Annotated in this window: 5 protein-coding genes; all 5 read right to left on the reverse strand. The window is 38.8% G+C overall.

Going from position 1 to position 16874, the window contains the following annotated elements:
* Positions 1-21: 21 nt before the first annotated feature.
* Positions 22-4653, reverse strand: a complete 4632-nt coding sequence (locus F7734_RS30760; protein WP_155748363.1) for a type I polyketide synthase — start codon at positions 4651-4653, stop codon at positions 22-24.
* Positions 4654-9339 carry a type I polyketide synthase gene (locus F7734_RS30765; protein ID WP_155748364.1) on the reverse strand — a complete coding sequence of 1562 codons (4686 nt, stop codon included), beginning with the start codon at positions 9337-9339 and terminating at the stop codon, positions 4654-4656. It lies immediately after the preceding gene.
* Positions 9340-9385: 46 nt separating this feature from the next.
* A complete protein-coding gene (gene panP / locus F7734_RS30770; RefSeq protein ID WP_155748365.1) occupies positions 9386-11029 on the reverse strand; it encodes a pyridoxal-dependent aspartate 1-decarboxylase PanP in 1644 nt (547 codons plus the stop codon).
* Between the two features lie 109 nt (positions 11030-11138).
* Positions 11139-14651: a non-ribosomal peptide synthetase gene (locus F7734_RS30775; RefSeq protein ID WP_155748366.1), complete on the reverse strand. Its 3513-nt coding sequence runs from the start codon at positions 14649-14651 to the stop codon at positions 11139-11141.
* The coding region (locus tag F7734_RS30780; protein WP_155748367.1) for a non-ribosomal peptide synthetase at positions 14648-16874 on the reverse strand (2227 nt) is incomplete at its 5' end. The genes F7734_RS30775 and F7734_RS30780, both read right to left, overlap by 4 nt.

The raw sequence follows: 16874 nt of genomic DNA on the forward strand, positions 1-16874 counted from the left end.
ATCCAGATGAAAAACTTTAAGTCAAGTATTTGGGTAAACTGAAAACAAAAGCATGGCTGCTTCTTCCTCTGATAGTTTTTCGACTTTTTCCAACAGAAGTTGCTCAATAATTTCTGCCTGCTTAATTGGTATCATTGCTTCTAATAACAGGTTACGCAATGGTAAGTCTACGGGGAATTTGGTTCGCAATCGAGAAACTAATTGAGTTGCAATTAGGGAGTCCCCTCCTAACTCATAGAAGTTATCGTAAATACCGATTTCTGTAATCCCAAGTACCTCTTGCCATATCTCTGTAATTTGTTCTTCCAACTCATTTGTGGGAGCAACATAGGAATTACTTAGGCTTGGTCGAGAGTAGCGCGACGGTGAATTTAATTGGTTAGTAGATTTTGAATTTGCCAGAGAGTCTAGACTAATTATATGATTTTTTCTTGCATTAATGTCTACTGTAGAAAGAATAATTTGAGCTACTTCCCTTAAGGAAAACATCCGCTTAAATACTTCTACCGCTTCTACTGGAGTGATAACTAATTCTCTTCCAGAGACTGCTGTTTCTTCCTGACTTACATTCGGTTGTAATTTATCCCAATTTATAATATACCACGGCACAGACGTTTTTTGATTATGCCGATTGCTAAAAGTATCGATAAATCGGTTAGCTGCTGAATATAAGCCTAACCCAAATCCTCCTAAAATGGAAGACAAAGAAGAAAAAATGGTACAAAAATCTATATTAAAATCCTCTAATACTTTTTCTAAAACTAAAATTTTACTACTTTGTGATTCTAAGGAATTTTCAAATTCTACTCCAGTAATTTCGGGAATAGAAGCAAATAGTTGATCTCGTTTGATACCAGTTGAATAAATTACGCCATTAATTTGTTCAACATTTGTAAATGCAAGAGCTTGATGCATCTGCTCGTAATTCGTAGTATCGGCACGTAATAACAAAATTTCTACACTTAATTTCTGTAATGCTAAAAATTGCTGGATTTTGAGACTCACTTCATCATCTTGAGGATGAGTTTCCAGCCATTGTGAGAAATTATCTTGCTTTGGGAATTCAACATCTTCAATAAATATGAGTTTTGCTTGGAAAGTTTTTGTTAAATATTCTGCAAGCACAACCTCAATAGTTTCTAACCCACCAGGGAAAAAGTAAACACCTTGTTTTCTTAAAGGTATTTTTTCCTCAACTATTGACTCTGCATGAACTGGCTCAAATATTTGTACCCAACGATGGCGATCGCGATAAGCAACTACCGTATCTTCAGATACGGAGATTAACTCATTCAGAAGCTTGTCAATAATATGACTCTCACAATTTTCTTGTCTTTCTTCTAAGTTTATGCTGTTAGTTAAAGCAATATCAATGCACTGACAGCTAATATTGGGATACTCTTGAGGAATTACATTACATAAACTTAATATTGCAGCTTTTTCTGGATTTAATTCTTCATTCCCGTTAACCTCTTGAATGTTGTTCGATATCACACTAAGTTGTAGGCTATCGCTAATTTTTAACTTACTAAGGCTCTGGGTTAAAAATAGTAAACTTTTAAATTCTAAATATTTTACTGAGAGACGGTTCTCAAGATGAGTTAAACTCCATAGATAAACAATTTTTTCGGGGCTTTTATCTAAAGATATTAGTTCTTGTAAGAATTTATCATAATCTTCATTTGTACATGGAGCAATTGTATAGATTCCCTCACTTAGTTTACTAAACTCATCTCCTTGCTTAACAATAATTATACTTTTACACTGATTTCTTAACTTATTAATTAGTTGCTCCCCTACTCCCAAATCATCAACAAAAAATAGCCATTTTTCTTCATGTGTATCTTTTATTTCTTCGGATGATGTATAAGTCAGTAAAGAACGCTTCCATGAGGGAACATAGAACCAGTCGGCAATATCTTGCTTTTTATCTAATGTCGCCGGTTTGATGTTTACAGAATGCGATGGCGATTTTGCATCAATCCAGTACCTTTGACGTTCAAAAGGATAAGTAGGCAAAGGCAAACGATGACGCTGTTCGTGAGTATAAAATCCCGACCAATCTATTTCCACACCAGAAAGCCACAATCGACCCAATGTTTGTAATAAAAAGCTAACATCAGATTGTTGCTCTTTTACATGGCGTAACGAAGTCAATACCTGTTGTTTAGCATCTTTCTCTAAATGCTGCGTCGTTAACGTGCCTAAAGTTCGCCCTGGTCCTACTTCCAGAAACACACCTTCAAGCTGCTGTATTAATTGCAATATCCCATCTGAAAATCTCACTGTTTGTCGTAGATGCTGACACCAATAATCCGGATTTGTCGCTTGTTGGGAACTAATCCAACTACCAGTGACATTGGAAATAAAGCGGAGCTTGGGTGGATTGAGTTTGACTGTTTTAATCGCCTCAGTAAATGCTGACAATATCGGTGACATCATCACCGAATGAAACGCATGAGATGTATGCAACTGGCGACATTCAACTTCAATTGAAGATAATTGTTTTTCCAGCGCTGCAACTGCTTGGCTTGTTCCCGATATGACACAGGAAGATGGGCTATTAATGACTGCTATTTGTAGAGATTCTCGATATAACTCGTTTCCAGAAAGCAGCAATTGCACTTCTTTTTCTGGCAGTCTAATTGCCAGCATATTTCCTGGGGGTACTTGTTGCATTAACTGTCCCCTTTTTGCCACAATTTTGAGGGCATCTTCTAAAGAAAATACACCTGCAATTGTTGCTGCGACATATTCACCAATACTATGACCAATCATCGCCTCTGGACGTACACCCCAAGACATGAATAACTGAGCGAGGGCGTATTCAATCACAAATAACGCTGGTTGGGTCAGGGCTGTTTGTTGGAGTTGATTGGAAGCAGTTTCTACTTCTTCTGGGTTGGGGTAGAGTAGGGAGCGGATATCAAGTCCGAGGTGGGGTTGTAAAATCAGAGCGCAATTATCTACGTGTTTTTTAAATGTTGCTTCTACTTGATATAGTTCTCGACCCATGTTTACATATTGTGACCCTTGTCCCGAAAACATGAAGATGACTGGACAGTGACCTGGTTTGTGGTGGTGACTAAAGATACGTTGTCGGTCTTGGTGATTGAGGGATTTGATTGCATGATCAAGGGAGTGGCAAATTATTATACGGCGATAGTCAAAAGCTCGCCGACCGATTTGTAGGGTGTAAGCTACATCTGGTAAGGGGGTATTGGGATTTTGTTCGAGATAATCGCGCAGTTGAGTTGTTGCTGTCTCTAAGGCGGTGCTGGTTTTGGCTGAGAGCAGTAATAATTGCCAAGGACGGGATGGAGCGGAAGTTTTAATGGCTGGAGCTTCTTCTAATATGACATGGGCATTAGTTCCACCAATACCGAAGGAACTCACACCTGCTCTGCGGGGTGTGCCGTTGCTTTTCCACTCAGTAAGTTTAGTGTTGACGTAAAACGGGCTATTGGCAAAGTCTATCTCTGGGTTAGGTGTTTCAAAGTGTAAGCTAGGAGGTATTTGTTTATGCTTTAATGCCAGGACTGTTTTGATTAATCCCGTCACACCCGCTGCTGTGTTCAAATGCCCAACATTGGTTTTGACTGAACCAATCGCACAAAAGTCTTTTTTCTTGGTGCGGTCTGCAAATACCTTTTTTAAGGCACTAATTTCAATTGGATCTCCCAGGGCTGTACCAGTTCCATGAGCTTCAATATAAGTAATTGTTTCAGGCGTAACCCCAGCGATCGCTTGAGCCTCGGCAATCACCTCAGCTTGACCACCCACACTAGGAGCCGTGTAGCCGACCTTTGCAGCACCATCATTATTAATGGCTGAACCTTTAATTACTGCATGAATATAGTCACCATCATCAATAGCATCTTCTAGTCTCTTGAGGACGACAAGACCCACGCCATCCCCGAAAATAGTCCCTTGGGAACTAGCATCAAAGGCGCGACAGTGACCATCAGGAGAAGTAATACCCCCTTGTTCATAGAAATAGCCTTCCTTTTGCAGGGATGTAATACAAATACCACCAGCTAAAGCCATGTCGCACTCGTAGTTTAGCAATCCTTGACATGCTGAATGGACTGCGACCAAAGATGTAGAGCAGGATGTTTGAATATTAATGCTTGGTCCTTTAAGATTCAACTTATATGAAACCCTTGTGGCAGCAAAGTCTTGACTATTGCCATATATAATAGGGAGTCCTATAGATTCAATGAGGTCAGGGTGGGAACTTAAGTTGTTCAGAAAGTAAGAACTCATATCGGTTCCCACATAAACACCTGTTAAGTTTTTGCCAGTTCCAGGCTCATAACCAGCATTTTCCAATGCTTCCCAAGCACATTCAATCAAAATACGATGCTGAGGATCTAAGGTTTCAGCTTCCCTTGGCGAAAAATCAAAGAAAGAGGCATCAAACATCTCAATATCTGAAATATTTGCACCAGCTTTTACATAATTAGGATTACTCAGCAATGTTGGATCTACCCCCGAAGCCTCTAATTCCTCATCACTGAAGAAAGAAATAGACTCCCGTCCCTTGCATACGTTTTCCCAGAACTCACCAATATTTCTGGCTCCTGGAAAACGACCAACCAGACCAATTACAGCTATGCCTTTAAGAGAATTGTCCGTTGCTTGATTAGACATTTATTTTCTCCTTTGTTTCATTAATTGTCGTCTTTCCAGCATAGCCGCTTCTTTCCTGCTGGCACGTTCATCAGCTTGCTGAAATATTGGCTCTTCAATTTGTCTGCCACCTATATATTCAGCCAAGGAACTTACAGTTGAATATTCAAACAAGTCAGCAATCGATAAATTTTTATTTAATTCTTTAAAAATTTTACTACGAACTTGGATGATTAATAGAGAATCTCCTCCTAATTCAAAAAAATTATCATAAAGTCCTACATTTTTTATTCCCAGAAGCTCTTGCCAGATATTGGCAATTTTTTGCTCGATTTCATTACTAGGAACTACGTAGGGATTTGATAAATCGGGTCTGGAATGTAGTAATAAATTTGTTTGTTGACTCTCTGTCCGCTGTTGCAATGATTCCAAATTAATCCATTGATTGATTCTAGCTTGAAGCTCTCCAGTAGAAACAACTATATGATTGAATCTATTATGGGTTAAAATTCGTTTAACAGCTTTTACTCCTTCTTCCGGCTTCAGAGCTAATTCTGTTAAATTTACACCTACAGATGTGTTTTCTTCCTTTTCATTTGCTGTCTCAAGTTGCCAACCATCCCAACTGATACTACTCCATAAAGCTGGATAGATTTGATTGTGTCGATGCACAAAAGTATCCATAAAAACATTAGCTGCTGAGTAGGCAAAAAATCCTAAGCCTCCTAAGATAGAGGATAGGGAAGATAGCAACAAACAAAAATCTATATTTTGATTTTTTAAGACACTTTCTAGTACTAAAACACCTTGTACTTTTGGTTTAAATTGTTGTTCACAATCAGATTTAATTAGATTTTCAATCGCTTCAATAGATTCGCCTTGAACAACTCCAGCAGCATGAATAACACCATTAATTTGACTAAATTTCTGTTGAGTTTGAGCAATGACGTTTTGCATTTGTTCAAGACTGCTGACATCAGCACTCATTATCAAAACTTCTGCACCATTACTCTCTAATTCTTTAACTTTACGAATTTTACGACTAGTGCCATCAGTTTCGTCATGGGTAGCCAGCCATTGTTCCCATTCGTCTTTTTCGGGTAAAGCAGAACGTCCCACCAATACTAATTTTGCTTGTACAGTTTGCGCCAAGTATTCTGCCAAAACCAGCCCAATACCTCCGAGTCCACCTGTAATTAAATAGACTCCTTTCTCTCTAAGTCGAGGATTTTCAATTTTAGGTTTCTCGAACCGCACAGGTTCAAAAGATTGTACCCAACGATTCAAACCTCGATAAGCAACAAGTTTTTCCGAATCCGAAACTTTCAGTTCCACCAGCAATTGCTCTACAAGTTTTGCTTCCTGCCAACTGTCACTTTCTGGAAGTATAACATCAATACTACGACATTTTATATTTGAATATTCTTGGGAAATAACTTTAATCGGTCCAAGTAAAGTGGCTTTCTCTGGATATATTTCTTCATTCCCAGTGACTGGCTGCAAGTTGTTAGAAATAACTGTGATTTGTAATTCATCGGCAGTTTCTTGTTTTCCCAGAGTCTGAGCTAGAAATAGAAGACTATAAAATCCTGTTGTTTGAGCTTTCTCAACTGTTTCAACTGTTAGTTCTTGTTCTGTACTTGGTGTTATACTCCATAGATGAACAATTGATTTTGGTAACTTATTCTGTTTGTAAAGCTCTTGAATTAAAATATCATAATCCAGATTACTGCCTGGAGCAATTGTATATTCATACTCACTAATTACGGTAAAATCTTCACCAATTTTAACAGTAATTATGTTTTGATTGTGTACTTCTAATTCTTTGACTAATTTACTACCCAAACCACACTCATCAATAAACACTAAAATACAAGATTCATCAGATACTAATTCTTGATTTTCTATTTGTACTGGGAGTAAAGAGGGTTTCCAAAAAGGAATATAAAACCAGTCAGCAATATCAGGTTTTTTACTTAGTGATAATTGATGCTCGCTTTCCCCTTGCTTGTTAGGCTCAATCCAGTACCTTTGACGTTCAAAAGGATAAGTGGGTAAAGGTAAACGATGACGCTGTTCATGAGCATAAAAGCCCGACCAATCGATTTCTACACCAGAAAGCCACAACCGACCCAATGTTTGTAATAAAAAGCTAACATCCGATTGTTGCTCTTTGACATGGCGTAATGAAGTCAATACCTGTTGTTTATCATCTTTCTCTAAATGCTGTGTCGTTAACGTGCCTAAAGTTCGCCCTGGTCCTACCTCCAGAAACACACCTTCAAACTGCTGTATTAATTGCGATATCCCATCCGAAAATCTCACTGTTTGTCGTAGATGCTGACACCAATAATCCGGATTTGTCGCTTGTTGGGAACTAATCCAACTACCAGTGACATTGGAAATAAAGCGGAGCTTGGGTGGATTGAGTTTGACTGTTTTAATCGCCTCAGTAAATGCTGACAATATCGGTGACATCATCACCGAATGAAACGCATGAGATGTATGCAACTGGCGACATTCAACTTCAATTGAAGATAATTGTTTTTCCAGCGCTGCAACTGCTTGGCTTGTTCCCGATATGACACAGGAAGATGGGCTATTAATGACTGCTATTTGTAGAGATTCTCGATATAACTCGTTTCCAGAAAGCAGCAATTGCACTTCTTTTTCTGGCAGTCTAATTGCCAGCATATTTCCTGGGGGTACTTGTTGCATTAACTGTCCCCTTTTTGCCACAATTTTGAGGGCATCTTCTAAAGAAAATACACCTGCAATTGTTGCTGCGACATATTCACCAATACTATGACCAATCATCGCCTCTGGACGTACACCCCAAGACATGAATAACTGAGCGAGGGCGTATTCAATCACAAATAACGCTGGTTGGGTCAGGGCTGTTTGTTGGAGTTGATTGGAAGCAGTTTCTACTTCTTCTGGGTTGGGGTAGAGTAGGGAGCGGATATCAAGTCCGAGGTGGGGTTGTAAAATCAGAGCGCAATTATCTACGTGTTTTTTAAATGTTGCTTCTACTTGATATAGTTCTCGACCCATGTTTACATATTGTGACCCTTGTCCCGAAAACATGAAGATGACTGGACAGTGACCTGGTTTGTGGTGGTGACTAAAGATACGTTGTCGGTCTTGGTGATTGAGGGATTTGATTGCATGATCAAGGGAGTGGCAAATTATTATACGGCGATAGTCAAAAGCTCGCCGACCGATTTGTAGGGTGTAAGCTACATCTGGTAAGGGGGTATTGGGATTTTGTTCGAGATAATCGCGCAGTTGAGTTGTTGCTGTCTCTAAGGCGGTGCTGGTTTTGGCTGAGAGCAGTAATAATTGCCAAGGACGGGATGGAGCGGAAGTTTTAATGGCTGGAGCTTCTTCTAATATGACATGGGCATTAGTTCCACCAATACCGAAGGAACTCACACCTGCTCTGCGGGGTGTGCCGTTGCTTTCCCACTCAGTAAGTTTAGTGTTGACGTAAAACGGGCTATTGGCGAAGTCTATCTGTGGATTTGGCTTTTCAAAATGCAAACTGGGAGGTATTTGTTTATGTTTTAATGCCAGGACTGTTTTGATTAAACCTGTCACACCCGCTGCTGTATCCAAATGTCCGACATTGGTTTTGACTGAACCAATCGCACAAAATCCTTTTTTATTGGTGCTAGCGCGAAAAGCTTGTGTGAGAGCCTTAATTTCAATCGGGTCTCCTAAAATGGTTCCTGTACCGTGCGTTTCTACATAACTAATAGTCTCAGGCTCAACGCCCGCTAAGGCTAAAGCCTCTAAAATAACTCCTCTTTGACCATCAACACTAGGGGCTGTATATCCAACCTTTAAAGAACCATCATTATTAACAGCTGAACCCTTAATTACTGCATAAATATAGTCGCCATCAACAATAGCATCCTCTAATCTTTTCAAAACCACCACACCTAAACCATTGCCACCAACTGTTCCCTGCGCTTGAGCGTCAAAAGCTCGGCAATGACCATCAGGAGATTGAATTCCTCCCTGTTGATAATAGTAACCAGTTTTTTGCTGCGCTCCAACGGTTACACCACCAGCTAAAGCTATATCACTTTCACCATTAAGCAAACTTTGACAGGCTAAATGAACAGCAACCAATGATGTGGAACAAGCAGTTTGAATATTAATACTTGGTCCTTTTAAGTTTAATTTGTAAGAAACTAAGGTAGGTAAAAAATCTTTATCATTCCCAATCAAAACTTGGTAGCTATCTTCTGATTCCATCAGATTTCGATTGAGATATAAGTTGGAAAGCAAGTAGGAACTCGCAGCAACACCAGCAAAAAGACCTATTTGACCACTATAAATTTCCGAATTATAACCAGCATTTTCTAAAGCTTCCCAAACACATTCTAGAAAAAGTCGGTGTTGAGGGTCTGTAATTTCAGCTTCTCTGGGAGAAAAACCAAAAAAAGAAGCATCAAATAAATCTATATTTTCTAATATACCGTTTGCCTTCACATAATTAGGATTTTTTAGCAATTCAGAATCTACCCCAGCAGATATTAGCTCCTCATCTGTGAAGAAAGAAATTGACTCCACACCAGAGAGCAGATTTTGCCAAAAGCTGTCAACTTTATTTGCTTCAGGAAAACGACCCGCCATCCCAATAATAGCGATTTCGTCTCTATCATCTAAGCTATCAATAAAATTCTCTGCTATATCCATAGGTCAAAACTTGTTCATAAATATTTTTTGTCTAATATCAAAGCACTCAATATGCAATTGAGATTTCTGAAGCAATCTGGATTTGGTCATTTAAAACTGTGTCAATATCTGCTTCAGTAGTTAATGGATTGGCAATGACTGCACGCATGGCTATTACAGGAATTTCTTTATCCAAGCTGATACTTGTTTTTGTTGTTCGTGAGATAAAAGTTCTACCAATTTGACGCTGCATCTTCTGCAAACGCTCATTAAAATTATTAATAAATCTATTCTCTATGTCTGATAATTGTTTGGTTGTAACTCCTTCTCTAAATTGCTCTGGAATATAACGATAAATTAACAGATTAGTATCAGGTTCAGCCAATAATTCAAATTCAGACATTGCTGAAACCCGAGCAGCCATGTATTGAGTTTTGCGGATTCCTTCGTCAATCAAAAACTCATATCCATTAAGACCAATTAGCTTTAGACCTGCATGTAAAAATAAAGCCATGCCTGGTCGAGAACCTTCTAAAGAACGCTTACCTAAATCAAATGATCCCTTACGCATAGTATAGCTAGCCTGCTTTTCAATTGAAGAAGCTAAATGAGGGTCGCGGAAAAATACCATACCAATACCCATGGGCAAATACAATTGTTTATGTCCATCAATAGTTACTGAATCAGCTTTTTCAATGCCAGCAAGCTTATGTTGATGTTTTCGAGAAAAGATTACCGGACCACCCCAAGCAGCATCCACATGAAAATGTATATTATTTTCTTGGGCAATCTCTGCTATATCTTCTAGCGGATCAATACTACCAGAATCTGTAGTTCCAGCAATACCAACAACGGCTATGATATGTAAGTTTTGCTGGCGACAATCTGCAACGGCTTGACGTAAAGCTTTGATATTGACTCGATTGTTAGAATCTACCGGGACTCGCATCAAATTTTTAGTACTTATGCCCATTAAATCCGCAGCTTTATCAAAAGAGAAATGCATCAATTCGGAACCAATTACAACTGCTCCTTTGTAGCCGTAAAAATTTAAAGCTGCGCTTAAACCTTCTTTTTCTATACCTAAAAACTCATTCTTGGCACCTAAAGACTTATTTCGAGCGCACCACAAAGCAGTAATATTCGCTGTTGTGCCACCAGAAACTAAAATTCCTAATGTACTTTGATTATTTTGAATATGTTGGGCGTAGAAATTATCGGATAAATTATAAATTTGCCGATGCATCATTGCTAAAGCCTCACGTTCGCAAAAGCTCAAGGCTTTAGCTGTTTCTATTTTGACAGCGTTTTGATTCATTGCTGTCATTAGTTTGGCTAAAGGACGCACAAAAGCAGGAAGTGCGGAGGTCATATGACCGATAAATTGTGGTGCAGATGTGTGTATTGAATGAGCAACAACATTTTCATTTAAGTATTGAAAATAGCTTTCAAAATTAGTAGGTTGTGCAGGTATTTTGCTATCACCAAAATTTTTGATTATCCATTCAATGTTAACATTAGTATTTGCACTGTCTGCAATTAAAAAATCTTGAGAGAAATCCTCAACCATTTCATCTATTTGAGTTTCAATTGATTTTCCTTGAAGAGGCGCAAATATTTGTTTTACATACTCACTAATTTCCGTAGATAATACTTTTTCTGATGTAGAAAAAATCTGTTTAGATAGAATTTCTTTTTCACTTAAAGTCATGTAACTTCCTTAAATAACTAATAATGTATTTTTTGATCGTCGATGGAGAGCAAAGTAATGATTGTTTGGATGCTCATATACTTGAGAGCAAACTTTAATTTTCTAGATTTTATTCACTGGATTGGGGCGAAATTTCTCTTTCCCTAGTTGCTGCTCGATGTTCTTGTCTAGCTTGTTTTCGACGTTGTTTCGAAGCTTTCCTACTTTCAGAACGATGAGATACAAAATATGTTTCTTCTGTTGATTCCTGGCTAAAATATCTAGCTAAGTGACTCACGGTAGGATGTTGAAACATTTCCACCAAAAGTAAATTTTTCTGGAATATTTTTTGTAATTTACTATGAACCTGAACTAAAAGCAGCGAATGACCACCCAGTTCAAAGAAATTATCATAGATTCCCACATTTTCAATATTGAGTACTTCCTGGCAAATATCGGCAATTATTTTTTCTATCTCGGTTTGAGGTGGCTGATAAACTACTTCCAATTCTGGACGTACTGTATTAGGCATAGGTAGCGCTTTGCGGTCAACCTTACCGTTGGGTGTTAATGGTAGTGCTTCTAATGTCACAAAAGTAGCTGGCACCATGTAGTTTGGCAACTTTGACTCCAAAAAGCTACGTAGCTCGGTAATCGCCAGCATTTGTTCTTTTTGCGAAATTATATAGGCAACTATTCGTGGAGAATCTGCCGATTCTGCGCTAACTATAACCACGGTTTCTCGCACTGCTGGGTATTGGCTGATGATTGCCTCTATTTCTCCTAATTCAATTCGGAAACCACGTATTTTTACTTGGTTATCAATACGACCTAAATACTCAATCTCTCCATCGGGTAAATATCGCGCTAAATCACCAGATTTATACAGACGCGCATTGGATTTATCACTAAAGCAATTAGGAATAAATCTTTCAGAAGTTAGCGTTGGTCTATTTAAATAACCCCTGACCACGCCAGCACCACTAATGTACATCTCACCTGGAACTCCGATAGGTACTGGCTGCCCATATCTATCTAGTAAGTAAACTTGCAAGTCACCAATTGGACGACCTATTAAACTTGCCGATGTAACTTCTAAGTCTGCCATTGTTAACGGACGATACGTCACATGTACAGTTGTTTCTGTAATACCGTACATGTTTATTAACTGTGGTGACTGGTCGCCATGACGCTCAAACCAAGGTCTTAAGCTTTCAAGTTGCAACGCTTCCCCACCAAAAATAACTTTGCGTAGAGCTAAGTTGTTACTATTTCCTAACGATTCTTCTACCTGTATCAGTTGACGGAAAGCAGAAGGTGTCTGGTTAAGTATCGTTACTTGCTGTGTTAGTAGCAATTGATAAAAGTCTTCAGGCGAACGACTCAGCCAATAGGGTACTACAATCAACTGTCCACCATAAAGCAATGCTCCCCAAATTTCCCAAACGGAAAAATCAAAGGCAATGGAATGAAATAGTGTCCAAACATCATTCTGGTTAAAGTTATACCAAGATTCAGTTGCTGCAAATAGACGAACAACATTGCTGTGATTAACTAAGACACCTTTGGGTTGACCTGTTGAGCCAGAGGTGTAGATTATATAAGCTAGGTTATCGGTTGTGGATTCACTAATTGGGTTTTGTGAGCTTTGTTGAGCAAAATTTTCCCAATCTGCATCTAGACAAACAACCCTTGTCTGATGTTGTGGTAAATTCTCTATCAGGTTCTGCTGTGTTAGTAAAACTGACACTTGGGTATCTTTTAGTATAAAAGCTATGCGTTCTTGAGGATAGTTAGGGTCGATAGGTACATATGCACCACCTGCTTTGAGGATGGCTAATAGTCCGATGACCATACAAAGCGATCGCTCTACACAAATCCCTACCAATACTTCTGGTTTTACTCCTAGCTGTTGCAAGTAGTGTGCCAATTGATTGGCTCGTCGGTTTAATTCCCGATAACTTAACTGTTGGTTTTCAAATACCACGGCTATTGCATCAGGTGTTTTCTCTATCTGTGCTGCAAATAATTCATGGATACATTTATCTTGATGGTAATCAGTAGCTGTATGATTCCACTCTCGCAGTAATTGATGCTGCTCAAATTCTGTCAACAATGGTAAATCTGACAAAAGCTGCTGCGGATTTACAACAATTGCTTCCAGCAAAGTTTGCAAGTGACCTACCATTCTCTGTATAGAACTTTGAGCAAATAAATCAGTATTGTATTCAAAACTTCCAACTAACCCTAGCTCTGTTTCTGTCATCGATAGAGTTAAATCACACTGGGCAGTACCGCTATCACTTTCTAACTGAGTTAAAGTCAAACCAGGCAACTCTAAGGCAGACATTGGCGCATTCTGAAGCACAAACATCACTTGAAATAGTGGCGTATAGCTTAAATCTCGCTGTGGTTGCAATTGCTCAACTAACAACTCAAAAGGAAAATCTTGATGTGCATAAGCTCCTAATGCTACTTCCCGTAACCGTTTGAGTAGCTCTTCAAAACTGGGATTTCCTGCCAAGTTAGTTCGCAATACCAGGGTGTTGACAAAAAAACCAATTAACCCTTCTATATCCGCCCGGTTGCGGTTAGCAATGGGTGAACCGACCACAATATCTTGTTGACCTGTATAACGACATAGAAGTATTTGGAAACCTGCTAACAGCGTCATAAATAGAGTACTTCCCTGCTGCTGGCTTAATTTATTCAGGGATACAAATAGTTCTTTTGATAACTCAAATGAGTAAGTTGCACCCCGAAATGTCTGAACTGCTGGTCTGGGATAGTCGGTGGGTAACTCTAATACTTTTGGCGCATTCTCTAACTGCTTAAGCCAGTAAGATAACTGAGTTTTGAGTACTTCTCCTTGCAGCCATTGTCGTTGCCAAGCAGCAAAGTCTACATACTGTATTGGCAGTGGAGGTAATGGTGAGAGTTGTTCATTACAGAAGGCTTGATAAAGTGTTACCAACTCCTGCACTAATACACCCGTTGACCAACCGTCAGAGACGATATGGTGCATTGTCAGTAATACAATGTGTTCTTGTTCACCAAGACGTAATAGTTTTACTCTCACTAGCAGGTCGTCCTTCAAGTCAAAGGGTTGTTGTGCTTCTGTGAATGCCTGTTGTTTAATTTCGGCTTTTTGTCGGTTCGCTGGTAGGTCACTAATATCAAATATTGACAGGGTTATGGGCTTTTTTTCTGAGATAACGGCTACTGCTTGTCCTTCTCTGGTTTGAAAATTAGTTCGCAGTGCTTCGTGGCGACTTACGATTTCGTTAAAACTTTGTTGTAATGCTTCTACATTTAACTGCCCCTGTAGGCGAACAGCAGCAGGTATGTTGTAGAACGGGCTATCTGGTTCTAATTGAGTTAAAAACCACAGCCGTTGTTGAGCAAATGACAATGGTAAATTTTCCTGCCGTGGTATTAGGGGAATAGCCTGCTTATCATAACTAAAGGCTGCATTATTATTACATAAAAAAGTAAGAATATCTTCTTTGCGCTCAGCTAGTTCTTTCTTTATAACTGGTGTCAATACATCCTTTGGCGCATTACAGCGTAAGCGATTATCTTCAACCCAAAGCTTGACATCCAAACTGCATAGGTAAGACAAAAATTCCTTAGTAGTTTTCATAATTCTATCTCCTCACGGTCACTGTCTAACCCATTCGTTGGCACAAGCTGTAGTTGTTGAACTGTTAGCATCTTCTCGATATTTTCTACCAATTGAGCAACAGTCGGTGATTCAAACAAACTGCGTAAAGGTAACTCAATCTTAAAAGCTTCCCGCAATCTGGAAATAGCCTGGGTTGCCAGTAAAGAATGTCCACCCAAATCAAAGAAATTATCGTGAATTCCGATATTTTCTTGCTTTAATACCTGACCCCAAATATCAGCAACTATCTGCTCTGTCGGAGTACGAGGTGCAACAAAGCCTAGTTTTGACTCCTGATTGTAACTTGGTACAGGTAATGCAGCGCGGTTTATTTTTCCACTAGGAGCTAGGGGCAATGCTTCTAGCTGTACAATCGCAGAAGGTACCATATGCCCTGGTAGCTTTTCTTGAAGAAAATCACGTAGCTGTTGGATCAGTTCGCTACTAGTTGAGCCATCATGACAAAACTCAGACTTAGGGACAACATAAGCCACCAAGCGTTTATCATCAGGATTCTCTTCTCTAACTACAACTACAGTTTCCTTAACAGCTTGGTGTTGAATCAAAAATGCCTCAATCTCTCCTAGTTCAACCCGAAAACCACGAATTTTCACCTGATGGTCAATACGTCCGAGAAATTCTATATTCCCATCGGGAAGCCATCTTCCTAAATCTCCTGTTTTATAAATCAAATCAGCACGATTTGCTGGTAACTTCTGACTCGCATCTGCAAATGGATTCTCAACAAAGCTTAATTTCGTTTTTTCTTCATTTTTCCAGTAGCCAGCACCCACACCAATTCCCGATACGCAAATCTCTCCTGGAGCACCAATCGGTAATAATTTCATTTGCTCATCCAGGATGTAGAGATTTAAGTTGGCGAGCGGTTTGCCAATGGGAATAGTTCGCTGGTTTTCTGGCAAGGGCTTGTCAACGATAAACTGGGTAATATCATCAGCAGCTTCGGTCGGACCATAAGCGTTAACAATTTTGATTTCGGGATATATTTGCAGCCACTTATTTACCCAATTAACCGATACTGGTTCCCCGACAACCATCATCCATTTTAAAGACGGCAATTCTCTTTCGTTACTTGGTATCCCCGAAGTGTGTTCAAGCAACCCGCCAAATAATGCTGGTACTAATTCAACAACTGTTATTTCTTCTGATTTAAGTACTTTAAATAGTTGCTCAGGAATCGCAACAGTTTCAATATCTACTATTACCGTCCTTCCGCCAATTAAAAGCGGTGCTAAAAACTGCCAAACCGAAATATCAGTTGAAGAAGGGGCGCTTTGCAGAAAACAAAATTCCTCGGTCAATTTCAACTCATCAAACTGGGCATAAATGTGATTAACTGCACCATCATGTCTAACTATTGCTCCCTTGGGTAGTCCTGTAGAACCAGAGGTATAGAGCATATAAGCTGGGTCGCTAGCATCGTTTATTGGCTCTAGATTGTCTTGGGGAAGGTTAACAAAACCCAGTTGATCGTATACTGTTAATTCCTGTTTATGAGTCAGTTGTATACTTTCGGTAATAACCTCGTCTAAACAAATAACCGATTTTAATTGAGGGCATTTATCTATTAATTCTGTCAAAACAGTTAATAAGGAAGTATCAGTTAAAAGAAACTGAACTTCGCTATTAGATAACATATATTCAATTCGATTTGACGGATAAGTACTATCAATCGGTACGTAAGCACCGCCTGCCTTATATATAGCCAGAATAGCAATAAGAAAATTTATATCACGGTCTTTAAATATGCCTACAAACTCACCTTTACCGAGTCCTAATTGACGTAGCATTACAGCTAATTGATTAGCTTTTTCATTTAACTCTTGATAAGTTAGTTTTGTTTGTCCATCAACTACTGCTGTATTCTTTGGAGTTTTATATACTTGTTTCTCGAATAACTCATTTATAGTAATATCAACTGGGTATTGTTTAATTTTGTAGTTAAATTCTTGGATAATTTTATGTGTGTCAGAATCACTCAAAACAACAATATCTGATATTTTAATATCATCATTAGTCAGAATACTATCTATTATATTTGTGTAGTAATCAGTTACCAATTTAATATTTTCGCTACTAAAAATAGCCTCATTATAATCTATCGAACCGCAAATATTATCATTTTTTGCAAGAAAAGAAACTGTAATATCATTATTCAGTTTTAGAACATCATTTTTATTG

Source organism: Scytonema sp. UIC 10036 (assembly GCF_009725235.1).